Annotated in this window: 17 protein-coding genes and 2 tRNA genes; 7 read left to right on the forward strand and 12 right to left on the reverse strand. The window is 65.4% G+C overall.

All coding sequences use genetic code 11. The annotated features are described in order from the left end of the window. Positions 1 to 158: 158 nt before the first annotated feature. On the reverse strand, positions 159 to 632 hold the full coding sequence (locus AC3FKH_RS12150; RefSeq protein WP_488675801.1) for an SRPBCC family protein: 474 nt from the start codon (positions 630 to 632) through the stop codon (positions 159 to 161). 239 nt (positions 633 to 871) lie between these two features. Then, positions 872 to 2,494 (reverse strand): flagellar assembly protein A, encoded by a 1,623-nt coding sequence (locus AC3FKH_RS12155; RefSeq protein ID WP_488675803.1) that lies wholly within the window; start codon positions 2,492 to 2,494, stop codon positions 872 to 874. Between the two features lie 255 nt (positions 2,495 to 2,749). On the opposite strand from AC3FKH_RS12155, the gene AC3FKH_RS12160 reads away from it, so the two are divergent. Next, positions 2,750 to 3,595, forward strand: a complete 846-nt coding sequence (locus tag AC3FKH_RS12160) for a class I SAM-dependent methyltransferase (RefSeq protein WP_488675805.1) — start codon at positions 2,750 to 2,752, stop codon at positions 3,593 to 3,595. On the opposite strand, the gene AC3FKH_RS12165 is transcribed toward AC3FKH_RS12160, so the two are convergent. Further along, on the reverse strand, positions 3,592 to 4,191 hold the full coding sequence (locus AC3FKH_RS12165) for a DUF1415 domain-containing protein (RefSeq protein ID WP_488675807.1): 600 nt from the start codon (positions 4,189 to 4,191) through the stop codon (positions 3,592 to 3,594). The two genes, AC3FKH_RS12160 and AC3FKH_RS12165, sit on opposite strands and share 4 nt — an antisense overlap. Positions 4,192 to 4,285: 94 nt before the next feature. Between AC3FKH_RS12165 and AC3FKH_RS12170 the strand changes: the two genes are divergently transcribed. After that, the gene (locus AC3FKH_RS12170; protein WP_488675809.1) at positions 4,286 to 5,557 is read left to right on the forward strand and encodes a TIGR03862 family flavoprotein; all 1,272 of its coding nucleotides are present in this window, start codon (positions 4,286 to 4,288) and stop codon (positions 5,555 to 5,557) included. An 11-nt stretch (positions 5,558 to 5,568) separates the two neighbouring features. Here AC3FKH_RS12170 and AC3FKH_RS12175 read toward each other — a convergent pair whose 3' ends face one another. Then, entirely contained in the window at positions 5,569 to 7,194 is a 1,626-nt protein-coding gene (locus AC3FKH_RS12175; protein ID WP_488675811.1) for an NAD(P)/FAD-dependent oxidoreductase, read from the reverse strand. A gap of 124 nt (positions 7,195 to 7,318) precedes the next feature. Further along, positions 7,319 to 7,684, reverse strand: coding sequence for a hypothetical protein (locus AC3FKH_RS12180; protein WP_488675813.1), 366 nt, complete (start codon positions 7,682 to 7,684; stop codon positions 7,319 to 7,321). Positions 7,685 to 7,860: 176 nt separating this feature from the next. On the opposite strand from AC3FKH_RS12180, the gene AC3FKH_RS12185 reads away from it, so the two are divergent. Both AC3FKH_RS12185 and AC3FKH_RS12190 read left to right on the forward strand, forming a co-directional pair. After that, positions 7,861 to 9,297 (forward strand): aminotransferase-like domain-containing protein, encoded by a 1,437-nt coding sequence (locus tag AC3FKH_RS12185; RefSeq protein ID WP_488675814.1) that lies wholly within the window; start codon positions 7,861 to 7,863, stop codon positions 9,295 to 9,297. Positions 9,298 to 9,471: 174 nt separating this feature from the next. Further along, on the forward strand, positions 9,472 to 10,947 hold the full coding sequence (locus AC3FKH_RS12190) for a sensor domain-containing diguanylate cyclase (protein ID WP_488675816.1): 1,476 nt from the start codon (positions 9,472 to 9,474) through the stop codon (positions 10,945 to 10,947). A 46-nt stretch (positions 10,948 to 10,993) separates the two neighbouring features. On the opposite strand, the gene lpxO is transcribed toward AC3FKH_RS12190, so the two are convergent. The 3 genes from lpxO to AC3FKH_RS12205 form a co-directional block, all read right to left on the reverse strand. Beyond that, positions 10,994 to 11,896 carry a lipid A hydroxylase LpxO gene (gene lpxO / locus AC3FKH_RS12195; RefSeq protein ID WP_488675817.1) on the reverse strand — a complete coding sequence of 301 codons (903 nt, stop codon included), beginning with the start codon at positions 11,894 to 11,896 and terminating at the stop codon, positions 10,994 to 10,996. Between the two features lie 146 nt (positions 11,897 to 12,042). Continuing rightward, positions 12,043 to 12,348, reverse strand: coding sequence for a hypothetical protein (locus tag AC3FKH_RS12200; RefSeq protein ID WP_488675818.1), 306 nt, complete (start codon positions 12,346 to 12,348; stop codon positions 12,043 to 12,045). Positions 12,349 to 12,384: 36 nt separating this feature from the next. Continuing rightward, positions 12,385 to 13,797: a DUF2252 domain-containing protein gene (locus AC3FKH_RS12205; RefSeq protein WP_488675819.1), complete on the reverse strand. Its 1,413-nt coding sequence runs from the start codon at positions 13,795 to 13,797 to the stop codon at positions 12,385 to 12,387. A 359-nt stretch (positions 13,798 to 14,156) separates the two neighbouring features. Here AC3FKH_RS12205 and AC3FKH_RS12210 point away from each other — a divergent pair, with 359 nt between their 5' ends. Further along, complete coding sequence (locus AC3FKH_RS12210) at positions 14,157 to 14,459, forward strand: hypothetical protein (RefSeq protein WP_488675821.1); 303 nt, start codon at positions 14,157 to 14,159, stop codon at positions 14,457 to 14,459. Between the two features lie 67 nt (positions 14,460 to 14,526). Beyond that, complete coding sequence (locus AC3FKH_RS12215) at positions 14,527 to 14,796, forward strand: hypothetical protein (protein WP_488675823.1); 270 nt, start codon at positions 14,527 to 14,529, stop codon at positions 14,794 to 14,796. 148 nt (positions 14,797 to 14,944) lie between these two features. On the opposite strand, the gene AC3FKH_RS12220 is transcribed toward AC3FKH_RS12215, so the two are convergent. From AC3FKH_RS12220 to AC3FKH_RS12235, 4 genes are all read right to left on the reverse strand, one after another. Continuing rightward, positions 14,945 to 15,020, reverse strand: a tRNA-Met gene (locus tag AC3FKH_RS12220). 91 nt (positions 15,021 to 15,111) lie between these two features. Further along, positions 15,112 to 15,351 (reverse strand): hypothetical protein, encoded by a 240-nt coding sequence (locus AC3FKH_RS12225; protein WP_488675825.1) that lies wholly within the window; start codon positions 15,349 to 15,351, stop codon positions 15,112 to 15,114. Positions 15,352 to 15,567: 216 nt separating this feature from the next. Continuing rightward, positions 15,568 to 15,852, reverse strand: a complete 285-nt coding sequence (locus AC3FKH_RS12230) for a hypothetical protein (protein ID WP_488675827.1) — start codon at positions 15,850 to 15,852, stop codon at positions 15,568 to 15,570. Between the two features lie 280 nt (positions 15,853 to 16,132). Continuing rightward, positions 16,133 to 16,209 (reverse strand) — tRNA-Arg (locus AC3FKH_RS12235). Positions 16,210 to 16,341: 132 nt separating this feature from the next. On the opposite strand from AC3FKH_RS12235, the gene greB reads away from it, so the two are divergent. After that, on the forward strand, positions 16,342 to 16,908 hold the full coding sequence (greB, locus tag AC3FKH_RS12240) for a transcription elongation factor GreB (protein ID WP_488675828.1): 567 nt from the start codon (positions 16,342 to 16,344) through the stop codon (positions 16,906 to 16,908). The last annotated feature ends 14 nt before the right edge of the window (positions 16,909 to 16,922 follow it).

Consider the following 16,922-nt stretch of genomic DNA (forward strand, 5'->3'; position numbering starts at 1 on the left):
AGCGCGGGCCACGCCTACCCCTTCCGGCGGATTGCAATCGAGCAGCCAATAGCCAGCCTGGCGCGCCGGCACGCGGCATAGAAGAAGGCCCCGGAAGCGCGGTGCTTCCGGGGCCTCTTGCTGTCTGCGCCAACCAACACCGGCGCCGCGATGCGGCCTTACTTCAGCGACTGCGCATACGCCTCGAGCTGCGTGATGCAAGTCCCCCAGCCTTCGAAGAATCCCATTTCCTCGTGCTGGTCTCGCGTCGCCTTGTCCTTGTGCAGGACGGTGGCCACGTAGCGCGTGCCATCGCCCTCGTCGTCCATGGTGATATAGGCGGTCATCGGCAGCCACGGGTTGTTGGCCGGGCGCCATTGCGCGACCAGTCCGGTGGTCCAGACGATGCGCGAGCGCGGCACCACGTCGAGGAAGACCCCCGGGTTGTCGCTGGTTTCGCCGCCAGGGCCGCGCATCAGCGTGTGGAAGGCGCCCCCGGGCACGAAATCGAAAGCAAGGACTTCGGTGGTCCACGGCTTCGGGCACCACCATTCCTTCAGGTGGTTCGGGTCGGTCCAGGCTTTCCAGACGAGCTCGCGCGGCGCCTTCAGCACGCGGGAAATCTCCAGGTCGAGGTCCTGCTGACTGCTCATCGTGATTCTCCTTGGCGTGCACGAGCGGCGTGCAGTAACAGAAAGGCCAGCGCGCGCGCTGGCCTTCGGGGATTCAGTGCCACGTGAGTCGGTTCCGTGTAACGCTTCCACAGATTGCTGATCCGCTTCTGCATTCACTGCCCAACACTAGCCATCGCCTATCCTGCGGCACCCCAGGACACCACTGCAGCTTAGTACAAATTCCGCCGGACGCCAGCCGCAGGCCGCGGCCATGCCGGTCAGGTCACCGCAATGCGGTCATCGATCAGGCGGATCTGTGCGCCAGGCTTGTCTTCCATCACCTTGAGCACGCGGTTGCCCACCTGCAGCGTCACGCCGCCATGAATGCGGCGGGCGGCGTCGATCACCGCCCCCGCCGCGGGTTGCATCTGCTCGCCCAGCCTGGCGATCTTTTCCTCGAGCTCGAACAGGTCGCGCGACGATTTGAACAGCGTGGCCCGCGCCTTTTCGCGCAGGTCGCCCACCGCGCGTTCCGGGTTCTTGGCGAAGAAGGCCACGAGTTGCTTGACCTTGTGCTGCTCCTCGAGCAGACGCCGGCGCTCAGCCTCGAGCGCCGCGCGCTGGGCATCCGCGTACGGGTTCACGCCGACCTGCACGATCGTGGCGGTGCCCGCGGGCGCGCCGAACACCGCCGCACGCACCGCCAGCAGCGCACGGCTGCGGCCGCCGCTGATGCTGCCCGTGCCGCTGGTCCCGCCCACGACGATGCGCTCGCCCGCAGCCACATCGCTCTGGCGGATGCCGCTTTCGACGTTGACCTCCGTACCCGCCTCCACCACCGCGTTTTCGATGAAACGCGCCTGCACCGCACCCTGGCAGCGCACGCTGGCGCGGCTGATGGTCCCGCCCGGATCCGCATGCCCGTGTCCGGTCTCGGCCTTGCCGATGATGCCGCCCTTGACCACGATGCTGCCGCCCGCCTCGATCGTCGCGGCTTCGATGACACCGTCCACGACCACGTCGCCGGTCACCTTCACCGACATGCCGGTGCGGATGTCGCCCGACACCCGCAGCGTTCCATCGAACGCCACATTGCCCGAGTGCAGGTCGACGGATTCCACCTGCACCACCGGGCTGACCGCGATGCCGTGCATGCCCACCACCGGCGAGCCAGCGAGGACGGCGATCAGCAGGTCGGGATCGCTGGGATCGGCCGCGGCACCGGTCAGTCCTTCGGCAAACGGCGTGTCTTCGACGGGATCGGCGGCCAGCGCCTTGCCAAAGACATCGACGCCGTCGCTGCCGGGCTCGGCCGGAACGCGGCGCATCAGCGGCGTGCCGGGGCTGACCAGCATCAGGTTGCCGAGTTCGCGCAGGTCCATGGGGGCGTCGTCGTCGGCCTGCGCGGGCTTGCGCGGTTGGAGCAAGTTGACGAAGCGCGCCGGCTGGCCTTGCCGCGGGGCGATGCCCGCCGCGATCTCGCGCAGTTCGCAGGCACCCTCCGCGATGGTGGCTTCCAGTACCAGCGACTGGACCTGGGCCGTCACGCCCCGTTCGGCGACGGCACGCCGGATTTCCACCCCGGTCACGGCGCGGCCGCCTTCGGGACGCATCAGCGTCAGGCGCACGGACAGGCGATCGTCGCTGATGTCGAGTTCGAACGCGCCGTCGATCAGCGCGCCGACCGTGGCATCGATCTCGCGATCGGCTTGCTGGCATTGGCCGAGGAATTTCGCAATGGCGCGCGGGTCCAGCCGCGCCTGCTCCCAGCCATGGCTGGCCAGGCATTCCCGGAACGCGGTGTGGTCCGGCGGCAACCGGCCCGTCTCGGGCACGTAGCGTGCGCGCACCTGTTCGCCCGGCTCACTGAGCTCCAGGCGCAAACCCGACTCGTGACTCATGAGTCCCCCGAATTCGCTTTGTACAGCGGCGCCCACGCGCTGCACCTGATCCAGGCACAGTCAGTTCAGGCCGGTGCGCTCGAGCGCACGTCCGCTTGTTGTCAATCGAATACCTACGGCATCTGGAGACAAAACTTGAGGCAGGGCAAATCCGGGACTTCCATTAACGTCCCGGATGGTGATGAAGACGGGCGCCGTGTTTTCGGTAAACTGTCGGCTTCCGAGGCGCCCGCCGCCTCCCGAATCCCCGCAGTCATGGCAAATACCCACGAAATCCGTCCCGGCCAGTCGATCGAGCTGCTCAAGGAACTCCATATCCTGACGCGCGACGGCAAGATGAACCAGGACAGCCGGCGCAAGCTCAAGCAGGTCTACCACCTGTTCCAGTTCATCGAACCGCTGCTGCAGGAGGTCAAGTCGGAGCGTGATGCCGTCACGCTGGTCGACCACGGCGCCGGCAAGTCGTACCTGGGCTTTATCCTGTACGACCTGTTCTTCAAGAGCCTGCACGACCAGTCGCACATCTTCGGCATCGAAACGCGTGAAGAACTGGTACAGAACTCGCAGGCGCTGGCCACCCGCCTGGGGTTTCCGGGCATGTCGTTCCTGAATCTGTCGGTGGCCGACTCCATCACCTCGCCGGCGCTGCCGGAGACGGTCGACGTGGTCACGGCGCTGCACGCCTGCAACACGGCCACCGACGACGCCATCCGCTTCGCGCTGGCCAAACGCGCCCGGCACATCGTGCTGGTGCCGTGCTGCCAGGCCGAGGTCGCGAGCGTGCTGCGCAAGAACAAGGGACGCCTGCTGGCCGGCAACCCGCTGACCGAGATCTGGCGCCACCCGCTGCACACGCGTGAATTCGGCAGCCAGGTGACCAATGTGCTGCGCTGCCTTCAGCTGGAGGCGCACGGCTACCAGGTCAGCGTGACTGAACTGGTCGGCTGGGAACACTCGATGAAGAACGAGCTGATCATCGCCCAGTTCAAGGACTTGCCGCGCCGCCGTCCCGCCGAGCGGCTGGACAATGTGCTCGCCACGCTGGGGCTTGAAGAGATGCGCGAGCGGTTCTTCGCCGCATCCGAGCCGGCGACGAACTAAGCGTCCGCCTGGCGCGGCGCCGCGCTGTCGTCGCCGGCGTCGTCGCCCTCCATCCACCGTTGCCAGCCTTCATGGCCCAGGCGGCGCATGGTCTCCATGTTGCGCTCGTAGATATCGGCCGCGTCGGGAAACGCCGCGGCGGCGCGGGCAATGCTGTCCTCGCGCAGCAGATGCAGGATCGGATACGGCGCGCGGTTGGTGTAGTTCTCGATATCGTCCGGCTCCGTCCCTTCGAACTGGTACTGCGGGTGGAAGCTCGCGATCTGCAGCATGCCTTCCAGGCGCAGGCTTTTGAGCAGGCGCTCGGCGAAGAACAGCAGGTCGTTGAATTCGAGAAAATCCGCCACCGCATCGGGCATGATCAGCAGCGTGGTGTCGACCTGTGCGGGGTCGGTCTCCGCCAGAAGCTTCAGTTCGCGCTCCAGCACGTCGAGCACGTCGGGGGCTTCGGTAGCTTCGCAGACCACGTAGCGGACCTGCTCCTTCACATACACGCTCTTGGCAAACGGGCAGAGATTGAGCCCGATGACCGCGCGCGCCAGCCAGTGGCGCGTGGCGGCAATGACGGCATCTTGATCGGTGACGGAAGACGGCATGGCGGCAAGGCTGGGACAAAGCACCATTTTAGCGCTGCCGCAGGCTCTATAATCCGCGACGTAGCACGCCCCTGCCATTCATTCCCGCCTTGCCATGCCGCCCACCGATACGCTTGCCGCCACGCCCACCATCCTGCCGGTTGAGGCCGCGGTGATTGGCGGCGGTCCCGCGGGGCTGATGGCGGCCGAGGTACTGGCCGCGCGTGGCGTCCAGGTACACGTATTCGATGCCATGGCATCGGTGGGACGCAAATTCCTGATGGCCGGCAAGAGCGGCATGAACCTCACGCATGCCGAACCCGAGCCGGCATTCCTTTCGCGCTACGGCGAACGCACCGCGCAAATCACGCCGATGCTGGCGGACTTTGGCGCGCAAGCCTTGCGCGACTGGGTACACGAACTGGGTATCGAGACCTTCGTCGGCAGTTCCGGCCGGGTCTTTCCTACCGACATGAAGGCTGCCCCGCTGCTGCGCGCGTGGCTGCACCGGCTGCGTGAAGGCGGCGTGCAGTTCCATATGCGGCACCGCTGGCTCGGCTGGACCGACGATGCGGCGCGCGTGCTGCGCTTTGCCGCGCCGCAAGGCGAACAGCAAGTGCGCGCCGAGGCCGTGATCCTGGCACTGGGCGGCGCCAGCTGGGCACGGCTCGGCTCCGATGGCGCGTGGGTGCCGCTGCTCGCCCGCCATGGCGTCGATATCGCCGCGCTGCGGCCAGCGAACTGCGGTTTCGATGCCAGCTGGAGCACGATGTTTGCCGAGCGCCATGCCGGCCATCCGGTCAAGCCCGTTGCGCTGGCCGTGACCGATACGCAGGGCAATGCGCACTATCGCCAGGGCGAGTTCGTGATCAGCGCGGGCGGCATCGAAGGCAGCCTGGTATACGCATTGTCCGCGCCCATCCGCGACCGGATCGAGCGCGATGGCGAAGCCATCGTCCACCTGGACCTGCTGCCCAATCATGATGCGCAGCGCGTGCTGGCCGAGGTATCGCACCCGCGTGGTTCGCGCTCGCTGTCGAGCCACCTGCAGAGCCGGCTTGGCATTACCGGTGTGAAAGCCGGCCTGCTGCGCGAGTGCCTGTCGAAGGAAGCCATGCAGGACACCGCAACGCTGGCCGCATCCATCAAGGCACTGCCGCTGCGCCTGTTGCGCGCGCGGCCGATCGACGAGGTCATCAGCTGCGCAGGCGGCGTACGTTTTGAAGCGATGAACGCCAGCCTGATGCTGCAAGCGCTGCCCGGCGTGTTCTGCGCGGGCGAGATGCTGGATTGGGAAGCCCCGACCGGCGGCTATCTGTTGACCGCCTGCTTTGCGAGTGGCCGCACCGCGGGCCACGGCGCGGCGCAGTGGCTCGCAGCGCGCTGATCAGCGGTCTTTCAGCGCCCGTTGACGATGGCGAGCGCCACGGCCTCGGCCACTTCGATGCCGTCGATTGCGGCCGAGTAGATCCCGCCCGCATAGCCGGCGCCCTCGCCGGCCGGGTACAGGCCTTCCACATTCACGCTCTGGTAGTCCGCCTTGCGCTCGATGCGCAGCGGCGACGACGTGCGCGTTTCCACGCCGGTCAGCACCGCATCGTGCATGGCAAAGCCGGCAATTTTCTTGTCGAGCTCCGGCAGCGCTTCGCGGATGGCGTCGATGACGTAGTCGGGCAGCGCGGTGCTGAGGTCGGTCGGCGTCACGCCCGGCTTGTAGGACGGCTCGACCGAGCCAAGCGAGGTCGATGCCCGGCGCGCGATGAAATCGCCCACCAGCTGGCCCGGCGCGTTGTAGTTGCGTCCGCCCAGTTCAAATGCGCGCTCTTCCCACTTGCGCTGGAACTCGATGCCGGCCAGCGGACCGCCCGGGTAATCCTGCGGCGTGATGCCCACCACGATGCCCGCGTTCGCGTTGCGCTCCGCACGCTTGTACTGGCTCATGCCGTTGGTCACCACGCGCCCTGGCTCCGAGGCCGCGGCCACCACGGTGCCGCCCGGGCACATGCAGAAGCTGTACACCGAACGGCCGTTGCTGCAGTGGTGCACCACCTTGTAGTCGGCCGCGCCGAGCAGCTTGTTGCCGGCGAACTTGCCGAAGCGGCTGCGGTTGATCAGCCCCTGCGGATGCTCGATGCGGAAGCCGAGCGAGAACGGCTTGGCCTCCATGAACACGCCGCGCTTGTGCAGCACCTCGAAGGTGTCGCGCGCGCTGTGCCCTACCGCCAGGATGACGCGCTCGGCGGCAAGGTACTCGCCCGTGGACAGCTTCAGGCCGCGCAGCTTGCCCTGTTCGATATCGAGGTCGTCGACGCGGGTCTCGAAGCGGACTTCGCCGCCCAGTTCGCGGATCTCCGCGCGCATCTTCTCGACCATGCTCACCAGCCGGAACGTGCCGATGTGCGGACGCGCCTTGTACAGGATGTCTTCCGGCGCACCGGCGCGCACGAACTCGTTGAGCACCTTGCGGCCGTAATGCTTCGGATCCTTGATCTGGCTGTACAGCTTGCCGTCCGAGAACGTGCCCGCGCCGCCTTCGCCGAACTGCACGTTCGACTCCGGGTTCAGCACGCTCTTGCGCCACAGGCCGAAGGTGTCGCGCGTGCGCTCGCGCACTTCCTTGCCGCGTTCCAGGATGATCGGGCGGAAGCCCATCTGCGCCAGCAGCAGACCCGCCAGCAGGCCGCACGGCCCCATGCCGATCACCACCGGACGCGGCGTATTGCCGGCATTGCCGCCCTGCGGCGCCTGCGCGACGAAGTGGTACGCCATGTCGGGCGTCACGCTCCAGTTCGGCTTGCCGGCCATGCGCTTGATGGCGGCGGGCTCGTCCTTCACCTCGATGTCGATGATGTAGGTGAGCTTGATGTCGGAGCGCTTGCGCGCGTCGTGCGCGCGGCGGAACACGGTGTATTGCACAAGCCCGTCGCCCTTCACGCCGATCTGCGCCAGCGCGCCGCGCACGGCGTGGTCGAGATCGTCTTCGGTGTGTTCGAGGGAAAGCTTGAGTTCGGAAAGGCGGAGCATGGAAAACCTGCGAGGATGCGGCCACAGTCGTGGCCGGAACGGCCGCGCTATCCGTGCCAAGGGGCATCAGGATGCGGACCAGAAAAGGGCAACCGGCCGGGCAAGGCCGGCCGGGTGCGCCATTCTATCGGGTTTCCGCCTTGGCGGGGCCGGTGGTGGCCGCCCAGGCGCGCCGGCGCAGCCATCCGGCCAATCCACGCCAGGCGCGTTGCCAGCGGCCCGGCGCGGGCTCCTGCCACATCACTTCGGCCGCGCCTGTGGCCGATACCGTCAGCCAGCCGCGCTCACCGAACACCAGCACCCCTCCGGGACTGAGCCGATGACGCAGGCCCAGTGTGCCGACATCAGCCCATTGCGGCGGCAGCGCCACGTCGACATGGCCCTCGGCCACGTGGATGACAGTGCCACGCGAGGCGTGACGCCTGAGGGCCTGACCGGGCCCGAGCGCATAGCGGATCGGAGAAATCGGTGTGGGGATCGAGGCTGGCATGAGCGGCTCCTGGCGTGTTCGGACAGGCACCCAGCGTATCGGCGCCCGCCCATCCCACACAGCCACAGCGACACCGGGCCGGTACCAGAACACTGCAGGTTTTTTTGCTCTGTTACGATGCAGAACCCCACCTTCTGTATCTGTTCGCGCCCCCGCCAGCGGGGCGATCATGCCGTATGGAATCCGCCCCGCTCTACCAGCAGCTCGCCGATCACTACCGCCACGCCATCCATGCGGGCTCGCTGGCGCCGGGGCGCCGCATGCCGTCGGTGCGGGCGTTGATGACCGCTCATGACGTGAGCCTGTCGACCGCGCTGCAGGCGTGCCGGCAGCTCGAGAGCGACGGACTGGTGGAAGCGCGCCCGCGCTCGGGCTACTTCGTGCGAGCAACCACGCCCCTGCGCCTTGCGCCGATCACCGAGCCGGCGGCGACGCTGCCCGATCCGGCCCAGTACATCGGCATGCACCAGCGCATCTCGTCCGTGCTCGCGCGCAGCCAGCAGGACCCGTCCACCTTCAGCCTGGGCGGCGCCCGCGGCGCGCCGTCGCTGTACCCGCTCGCCGCGCTCCAGCAGGCGGCCGGGCGTATCCTGCGGCGCGACATGACGCTCTTTGGCGAAGCTGCCGTGCCGCGCGGCCACCCGGCCTTGCGCGCGGCGCTGGCCCGGCTGGCACTGCGCAGCCGCTTCACGCTATCGCCGGACGAGGTACTCATCACCCACGGCTGCACCGAAGCCCTGCAACTGGCGCTGCGCGCCGTGGCCGGACCGGGCGACGTGATTGCGGTGGAATCGCCCACCTACTACGGCCTGCTGCAGATCCTGGAAAGCCTGGGCATGCGCGCGCTCGAGATTCCCTGCAGCGCGCAGACCGGCCTCTCGCTGGAAGCGCTGGAACTGGCGGTGCGCACCTACGACAACATCCGCGCCGTGGTCGCCATGCCCAACCTGCAGAACCCGCTCGGTTCGGTCATGCCCGACGCCCACAAGATCCGGCTGGTGCAATGGTGCGAGGACCACGGCGTGCCGCTGATCGAGGACGACTGCCTGTCCGCCACCGCCGACTTCGACACGCCGCTGGCCGCCGCGAAGGCATGGGATCGCACCGGCAACGTGATCTACTGCTCGTCGGTGCACAAGACGCTGGCGCCCGGCGTACGGCTCGGCTGGATCGCCGGCGGCAAATGGCATGCGCGCGTGGAAATGCTGAAGTTCGCGCTGTCGCGCCCCAACGAAATGCTGTCTCAAGCCGTCGTGGCCGAATTCATGGCGACGGGCGCGTATGAGCGCCACCTGCGCCGGCTGCGCCTGGCGCTGCGCCAGCAGCGCGAGTGGACGGCGCAGGTCATCGCCGCGACCTTCCCTGCCGGCACGCGGTTGACGCTGCCGCGCGGCGGCTTCCACCTGTGGGTCGAACTGCCGGAAGGCGTGTCATCCGAAGCCGTGTTCCAGCAGGCCTTGCGCGAAGGCGTCTATGTGGCGCCGGGCCTGATGTTCTCCAACTCCCCGCGCTGCGATGGCTTTGTACGCATCAACTGCGGCACGCCGCGCTCGGCGCAACTCGAGCGCGCGCTCGGCACCGTGGCGTCGGTCGTTCACCGGCTCGCGGCATAGCCGTCGCCGCGCCACCGCGTGCGGTACTCCCATTTTTGCAACACCGTTCCCCTTTTTCGTTTGCGCTGGCCTATCCTTGCCGCTGGCTTGGCCGACCGGTCCCTGGCGAGTCCGGGACCGTTGGCCATTGCCGCTGCACCCTGCCGATCATCGGGACAACAAGAAGAAGGGAGAATGGCCTTGCGCAGTGCATCCGCGGCGTCGCGCGTCGACGACGACTACCAGAACCTGTTTCAACTGGCGCCGGTCTCGCTCTGGCTGGAAGACTTCAGCGCCGTGCGCGAGCACTTCGAGCGGCTGCGCGCCGAAGGGGTGACGGACTTGCGCGCCTACCTGCGGGCCAACCCGGACGAAGTGGCGCAATGCTCGTCGCGGATCCGCGTGATCACGGTGAACCGGCGCACGCTGGACTTGTTTCGCGCCGCCGACCTCGCCGACCTCGTCGGCAATCTCGACACCGTCTTCCGCGATGACATGTTCGACCAGCATGTCGAAGAACTCGGCCAGCTCTGGGATGGCGGGAACCGTTTCGCCAGCCAGACCGTGAACTACACGCTCGACGGCGAGCGCCTCGATATCCGCCTGGAAGCCACCGTCATGCCCGGCCATGAGGCGGACTGGGAGCGCGTGCTGCTGTCGATCGAGGACATCACCGCGCGCGTGCGTACCGAGCGCAACCTGCGCCGCAGCGAGCAATACGCGCTGGGCCTGTTCGAGCATTCGCCGGTGTCGCTCTGGGTCGAAGATTTCAGCGCCGTGAAGATGCTGCTCGACGAAGTCCGCGCGGCTGGCATCACGGATTTCCGCACCTTCCTCAACGTGCATCCCGATTTCGTGTCGCGCTGCATGCAGGAAATCCGCGTGCTCGACGTCAACCAGCAGACGCTGCAGATGTTCGGCGCGGCCTCCAAGGAAATCCTGCTCTCGCGCCTGGGCGATGTGTTCCGCGACGACATGCGCATTCACTTTGCCGAGCAGCTGGTCGACCTGTGGCACGAAAAGCTCTGGCAACAGCGCGAGGTCATCAACTACGCGCTCGACGGCCGCTCCGTCGACGTCTTCATGCAATGGTCGGTGTTCCCGGGCTGCGAACAGGACTGGGACCAGGTGCTGGTGTCGCTCACCGACATCACGGCCCGCAAGAAGGCCGAAGCCTATGTGGAGTTCCTGGGCAAGCACGACGTGCTGACCAAGCTCTACAACCGCGCCTTCTACGAAGACGAACTCGCACGCCTGGGCCGCAAGGGTCCGTGGCCGGTCAGCGTCATCGCCGTCGATCTGAACGGGCTGAAAGCGGTCAACGACCAGTTCGGGCATGGCGACGGCGATGCGCTGCTGCGGCGCACCGGCGAAGTCCTGAAGAAGGCCGTGGGCGAACAGGCCTGCGTGGCCCGCACCGGCGGCGATGAATTCATGGTGCTGCTGCCCGGCCGCGACGAGCGCGGCGCGGCCACCGTGGTCGAGCAGATCGAACAGGTCGTGGAACTGAACAACCAGTTCTATCCGGGCACCGGGCTAAGCTTCTCGATTGGCGCAGCCACCTGCTCGCAAGGCGAGCGCCTGAGCGACGTGGTGAAGGTGGCCGACAGCCGCATGTATGACGCCAAACGCGCCTACTACGAAGACCGGGGCGACCGCCGGCAGGACTAGGCTGGTTCACCATGACAAAAGAGCCGGCGTTTTGCCGGCTCTTTGCTTACAGGTAGATGATCAGCGCGATGCCCGCAATGATCAGGCCGAACTTGGTCACGTAGTACAGCTTGCGGTTCCAGGCCTTGTAGCGGCGGCGGTATTGCCCGGCAATCCAGACGAAGCGGAACAGCTTGTTGATCGTGCCGGTCTGGTCGTTCTCGTCATTGGGCGAGCTTGCCGCGGTCATGACCTTGCGGCCCAGCCAGTGATTGATCTTGCTGGCCCAGCCAAAACGCATCGGGCGCTCGATGTCGCAGAACAGGATCAGCCGGTTGGCGTCGCTCTTGTTCTCGGCCCAGTGCAGGTAGGTTTCGTCGAACACCACGCCCTGCCCGTCGCGCCAGCTGTGGCGCTCGCCGTCGACCTCGATGAAGCAGCGGTCGTCGTTCGGCGTGGCCAGGCCCAGGTGGTAGCGCAACGAACCGGCGAACGGATCGCGGTGCGGATTGAGCTTGCCGCCCGGCGGCAGTTCCGCGAACATCGCGGCCTTCACGCTCGGAATGCCTTGCAGCAACGCCACCGTCTTGGGGCACAGCGCCTCGGCCGACGGATGCTGGGCTTCATACCACTTCAGGTAGAAGCGCTTCCAGCCGTTCTTGAAAAACGAATTGAAGCCCGCGTCGTCGTTCTTCTCCGCGGCCTTGATCTTGCGCATCGCGGCCAGGGCCAGGCCCTCGTCACGGATATCCGGCCACGCGGCGCGGATGCGTTCCAGGTCCGGGAAGTTGTCGACCGGGATGTAGGGCGTGCGCGGCACCCCCGAGAACGCGTACATGAAGCAATTGACCGGCGCGACCAGCGCCGAATGGTCGAGCAGCTGTCGCCAGATGCGCAATCTCGCCTTGCCGCGAAAGTGCACATACAGGATGGCGCCGAGATACGCGGCGACGATAATCCACTTGATCACCCGAATTTCCCCCAGGCGGCTATGGGCCCGCACGCACGGAACGCGCGCACCGGAGCCGGAGCCAAAACGCGTATTTTAAGCGAAATGCGGGGCTTGCCGCACCGTGATAAGGCGGCGGCACATGGCCGTCCCGGCCGAGGCGCGGACTAGCCGCGCGACTGGCGCGAAATACGCTCGATCAGCGCGCGCGCATCGTCGGGCATGCCCTGCAGGGTCAGCAGCCTGGCGTTGAGGACGATGTTCTCCAGCACCAGCTTGGCGGTGGACGCCCACAACGTCGCCAGCTGGGCTTCCGCGGGCATGCCGGAGGCTTCGAGTTCGTTCGAGCGCTCGGCGATGAGCCTGCACGCAAGCTGGCGCAGCGCCGCATCGTCGAACGGCAGGTTGGCGTAGTCGATCGGGTCTTCCTTCTCCACCTCGACCATGAGTTGCATCAGGATGTCTTCGGTCATCGGCAAGCGCTCCTGGCAATCCGCTTCACATCCGCGTCAGACGCGGAAATCCGCAGCCATGTCGACTTCGGTGCGCGCTTCGAGCCGGCCCGAACGGCAGGCGGCCGCGAAGCGCTCGTAATCCTTTTCGACCTGGTCGGCATAGCTGTTCGAATAGCCTACCATCACTTCGGCCATGCGGTCGCCGGTGCCGAGATAGCCGCTGATCTCCGCGGCAAGTCCGCCGGATTTGGCATGGGCCCGCGCCAGCACCCAGCCGCACAGCGCAGCGTATCTGCCGAGGGTCTCGGCATCCATCAATTCGAACTGCGGTGCCAGTTTCATGTCGCGCAACTGGCGTACGTAGAAGTGGCGGCCGAACGGGCCCTTGGTCCACCCCAGGAAGAGGTCACTCGCGGCCTGCATCAGGCGCTGGCCCTCGACCACGCGGCGGCCTTCGTGCGCAACCGCGGAACACTTGAAATAGCGCGCCACCACCGAGCGGGCCGCTTCCTTTACCTGCAGGAAGATCGGCTTGCCGTGGCTGTCGATCATCAGCTGGATCATGCACCGCGTGCCGACGCTGCCCACGCCCACCACCTTGAACGCCCGGTCGTGGAGCGTGAAATGGCTTAGCAGCCGCCGCCGGTCGGGGGCGAGCGTGCTCAGGTATTCCCGGTAGACCTTCACGGCGACGTCATCGGCATTTCTTGTCTTCATCCAGTCGTCGTCGGAGTCGAACAGTGTCTGCTGGCCGAGCACGTGGAAGATCGCCGGCGGGGCATCGAGGATCGTCCACTTGTCGCCGACCAGCTCGGCCAGCTTGGGCAGCAGCGCCTCGCTGGTGCGGTCGGCCGCGCGTTCGATGCCGCGCCGGATACGCTTCTGGATGTCGGGCGAAGTCTCCTGTTCCAGCAGGCGATCGAAGGTAATGCGGTCGTACCAGGTCTCCAGGATGCCCATTTCGGAATAGGCCTGCATGCGGTCCTGATAGCTGCGCACGAGCTGGTAGACCAGATCGTCGGCCACACCCGGCTTGTGCCGAAGATGCCGGGCAGCCACGACAAAGCTCGCGGCCAGGCGCTTGAGATCCCATTCCCATGGGCCGATGCTGGTTTCGTCGAAATCGTTCACATCGAACAGCAGCGCGCGTTCGGGCGTGGCAAAGCCGCCGAAATTGGCGACGTGGCAGTCGCCGCAGATCTGCATGTGCAAGCCGGAATCGGGCGTCCCCGCGAGATCATGGGCCTGCACGATCGCGCTGCCGCGGTAGAACGCAAACGGGGATTCCATCATGCGGCCGTAGCGCAAGGGCACCAGTTGCCGCACGCGGCCTTCGCTGCTGATCTTCAGCAACTCGACCGGATCCCGATCCACATTGCCGATCGACAAATGCGCCCCGCGCGGCACCGTGCTGCGCACGGACTTGCCGCTCCCGCGCCGATCGCCCAACTCTTCCGTTGTCGCCACAATGCCTCCATGCCGGGAGCACCCGCGATTGCAATTTGTGCAGCATCTGTAACACAAGCTAGTGCACGGTCAGGTGCTTGTCAATTTCAGGAGATGTGGAACGCACAGCGCTACGGGCACGAGCAGTTTATGCAGTGCGTCTCAGGGATATCACTCTCTTCCCCGAGCGGCGACAGATGCTACGCTCCCCGCTGCTCCTGGAACCGCCAGGCTTGCAGGTGATGCAGCCCGCACGATCTCGATCGCGGTGTCGCCTATCATGAGTTTTCGCGCCTTTCGCGAGCGCATCGCAAGATGCACTGAACAAAGCGAGTGACATGCAGTCTCACTCACTCGCAATCCAACGAAGAGTCGCGTTCATGACCAAGCGTTTGTTGTCCGCCATGCGTCAGTACGTATGGTTTGCCGGTGTCAAACACCATGTGGTCCAAGGCGTCGAAGCCTTGGCCGAACTGCTCAAATCCCCTTCCGCGGCGGCCCGCGCGGTAGCTGCCATCATTGCCGAGACCGAACACGGCGTTCAGGTCTGGGTGTCGTACTTCGGCAAGCCGCTGGACCCGCATACGAACTATGTCCTCTGGCCCGCCCGGGCCTTGCGTCCTGCGCGCCGTCGCGTCCAGCCCATTCCGCTCGAATCTATGCGGCGCACGCGCGACGACTGAGTACTGGAAGGGGCTTGACCCTTCACTACAATGACTTTGTGTCCCCCGTCGTCGACAAGGAGCAGACATGCCCGAACCGAAACATGACGAAGCGCTGGTCAACCTTTACCTCGAACGCATTTCAGCGCTTTCAGTCAGCGCATTCGACGGCGCCGATGTCATCGGCGAACTCGATGAAGTCGTGCGCGAAGCCGCGTCGCGCAGCGGCGCGGACAACGGCACGCTGAGCGTGCTGGCGAGTCGCCTGCGCGAGCGCGCGGAGGCCGCCGATCGCGAAGGCCAGCCGCTGGTGCGGGATACCTTTGCGCGCGCCGCCAGCCTGGTTGCATCGAAATAGGACGATGCGCCAGGCATTCGCGATGGGCGACCGATCAAGCGCGAACGCGAACGCAAATTGACCGCACCGTGCCTGACGGTTGAATCTGCTTGAATTGCTTTGGGAAATTTGGCCGAGCGGCCTAAGAAACCAGGCACCTGAAGGGTGTTGGTTGCGGGGGCAGGACTTGAACCTGCGACCTTCGGGTTATGAGCCCGACGAGCTGCCAACTGCTCCACCCCGCGTCTGAGAAGAAAGATTATGCAAGACCCGCGCGTGATTGGCAAGCTTTATTTCCGCTCGCGCGCGAATTCCCGCGCTGGATAGCGCGCAACATCATGCGCTGCGGCGCCGCTTGACTGCGGGTTCTGCTTCGGCAAGCACGGCTTCGATGTACTGGTTCACCTGGTCCAGCGCTTCAAGCTTCGTATCAAACGGATGATTGGGAAACGGATTGTGCCGTGGCGCCAGGATCTCGCCGTCCTGCCTCCGGATAATCTCCACCAGGATCGACCACTTGCCCTTGGGCAGGCCAATCACTTCGTAGACGATCTTGTACCCTTCAAATTCCGGCATGGCATGTACTCCTTTACTGCGTGGCGGACGGGACATCGCCCGCCTCCACATCCAGAGTAGGAATACACTGCCAAGTCAAAAATGATCTGCGTCAATGGCCACCAATCCACGAAGATAGGCACCTGTTATATGCCATTGCGCGCATCGGAATAATTTAAACTTGTGTCGCGCCCGACGCCTGCGACCGCTTTTGCAACCCACACGCGCGTCGCGCCGCTATTTGACCGGCCCGACGATCCTATCCACCAGCGAGTAACCGGCACTGAACGCCGCGACTTCCGCCGCGTGCCGGGTGGCGAAGGGCTGCGCGCCGCTCGAGAGCAGATCTGTGTCGCCCGCATCGGCCGGGTCCATGCCTTCCTGACAGACCCGCACCTCGTAGGCCCAGCGCGGCGATGGTCCCATGCTGACCACGCCCTCACCCCCTTCATGCTGCGGCGTCACAAGCACGTAAACATCCATGTCGCGATACGCTTCCACACGCCATTCGGGTTGTGCCATGCCGATCTCCTTGTGCGAAACCATCGCACCTTGTTTCGAGCCTAGGTGCGCGTTCGAGCGATCGCAAGGCGGGCGCGGCGATCAGCATGCAGCCATGCCGATTGCACGGAAGGAAATCTGGATGAAAGGATTTGTCGCGCGAGACAGGCAGCACGCAATAAGACAGGCCGCAACAGCGCGAAAATCAAAGACGCGCGAAAATAGCGCAATGAGGGAAACGTGGAACGGCGGAAATGAAAAAGGGCTTCCGTTTCCGGAAGCCCTTTTCGTACTGCATAGGTGGCGCGGCTGGCAGGATTCGAACCCACGACCCCTTGGTTCGTAGCCAAGTACTCTATCCAACTGAGCTACAGCCGCACTCGAGAAAAGAGATTATATCTGAATTTTCTTTTTTGGGAACCCCCTCCTGCACTTTTTTTCGTTTTTCATGCAAGCACGGGCCGCCTGAGTGGTTTTCTATAATGGCAGACCGAAGATGTGATCCCGACCATGAACAAAGCATTTGTCAAAGAATCGTCCGATGACGACGAGGACGATCTCCCCGAAGGCGCTACCCCGCTGCCTGCCGGCACGAAGAACTACATCACAGAGGAAGGCTACAACCGCCTGCGTAACGAGCTGATGCAGCTGATCGACGTCGAGCGTCCCGATGTCGTGCAGATCGTGTCGTGGGCCGCTTCCAATGGCGACCGCTCCGAGAACGGCGATTACCTCTATGGCAAGAAGCGTCTGCGCGAGATCGATCGCCGCATCCGCTTCCTGACTCGCCGACTGGACAAAGCCGAAGTCGTCGACGCGTCCCTGCAGGGTGATAACGACCAGATCTTCTTCGGCGCGACGGTCACCTACGCCACCCAGTCCGGCGAGGAAACGACCATCACCATCGTCGGCATGGACGAGGTGGATCTCGACATGAACCGCGTGAGCTGGATCTCGCCGATCGCCAAGGCGCTGATCAAGGCGCGCGAGGGCGACACCGTCGCGCTGCGCACGCCGGCCGGCGTGGAACAGATCGATATCCTGGAAGTCAGCTACCCGCCGCGCAAGGCGGTTTGATCGCTGGCCGGCGG

Source organism: Cupriavidus sp. 21MJTG02-4 (assembly GCF_057798975.1).

Excerpts from the sequence above, each read along its gene's own strand:
- AC3FKH_RS12225 (WP_488675825.1), bottom strand. The coding sequence starts at position 15,351 with ATGCCGGAATTTGAAGGGTACAAGATCGTCTACGAAGTGATTGGCCTG.
- AC3FKH_RS12165 (WP_488675807.1), bottom strand. The coding sequence starts at position 4,191 with ATGCCGTCTTCCGTCACCGATCAAGATGCCGTCATTGCCGCCACGCGC.
- AC3FKH_RS12150 (WP_488675801.1), bottom strand. The coding sequence starts at position 632 with ATGAGCAGTCAGCAGGACCTCGACCTGGAGATTTCCCGCGTGCTGAAG.
- greB (WP_488675828.1), top strand. The coding sequence starts at position 16,342 with ATGAACAAAGCATTTGTCAAAGAATCGTCCGATGACGACGAGGACGAT.
- AC3FKH_RS12175 (WP_488675811.1), bottom strand. The coding sequence starts at position 7,194 with ATGCTCCGCCTTTCCGAACTCAAGCTTTCCCTCGAACACACCGAAGAC.
- AC3FKH_RS12180 (WP_488675813.1), bottom strand. The coding sequence starts at position 7,684 with ATGCCAGCCTCGATCCCCACACCGATTTCTCCGATCCGCTATGCGCTC.
- AC3FKH_RS12160 (WP_488675805.1), top strand. The coding sequence starts at position 2,750 with ATGGCAAATACCCACGAAATCCGTCCCGGCCAGTCGATCGAGCTGCTC.
- AC3FKH_RS12185 (WP_488675814.1), top strand. The coding sequence starts at position 7,861 with ATGGAATCCGCCCCGCTCTACCAGCAGCTCGCCGATCACTACCGCCAC.
- AC3FKH_RS12210 (WP_488675821.1), top strand. The coding sequence starts at position 14,157 with ATGACCAAGCGTTTGTTGTCCGCCATGCGTCAGTACGTATGGTTTGCC.
- AC3FKH_RS12200 (WP_488675818.1), bottom strand. The coding sequence starts at position 12,348 with ATGACCGAAGACATCCTGATGCAACTCATGGTCGAGGTGGAGAAGGAA.
- AC3FKH_RS12170 (WP_488675809.1), top strand. The coding sequence starts at position 4,286 with ATGCCGCCCACCGATACGCTTGCCGCCACGCCCACCATCCTGCCGGTT.
- AC3FKH_RS12190 (WP_488675816.1), top strand. The coding sequence starts at position 9,472 with ATGGCCTTGCGCAGTGCATCCGCGGCGTCGCGCGTCGACGACGACTAC.
- AC3FKH_RS12155 (WP_488675803.1), bottom strand. The coding sequence starts at position 2,494 with ATGAGTCACGAGTCGGGTTTGCGCCTGGAGCTCAGTGAGCCGGGCGAA.
- AC3FKH_RS12230 (WP_488675827.1), bottom strand. The coding sequence starts at position 15,852 with ATGGCACAACCCGAATGGCGTGTGGAAGCGTATCGCGACATGGATGTT.
- AC3FKH_RS12215 (WP_488675823.1), top strand. The coding sequence starts at position 14,527 with ATGCCCGAACCGAAACATGACGAAGCGCTGGTCAACCTTTACCTCGAA.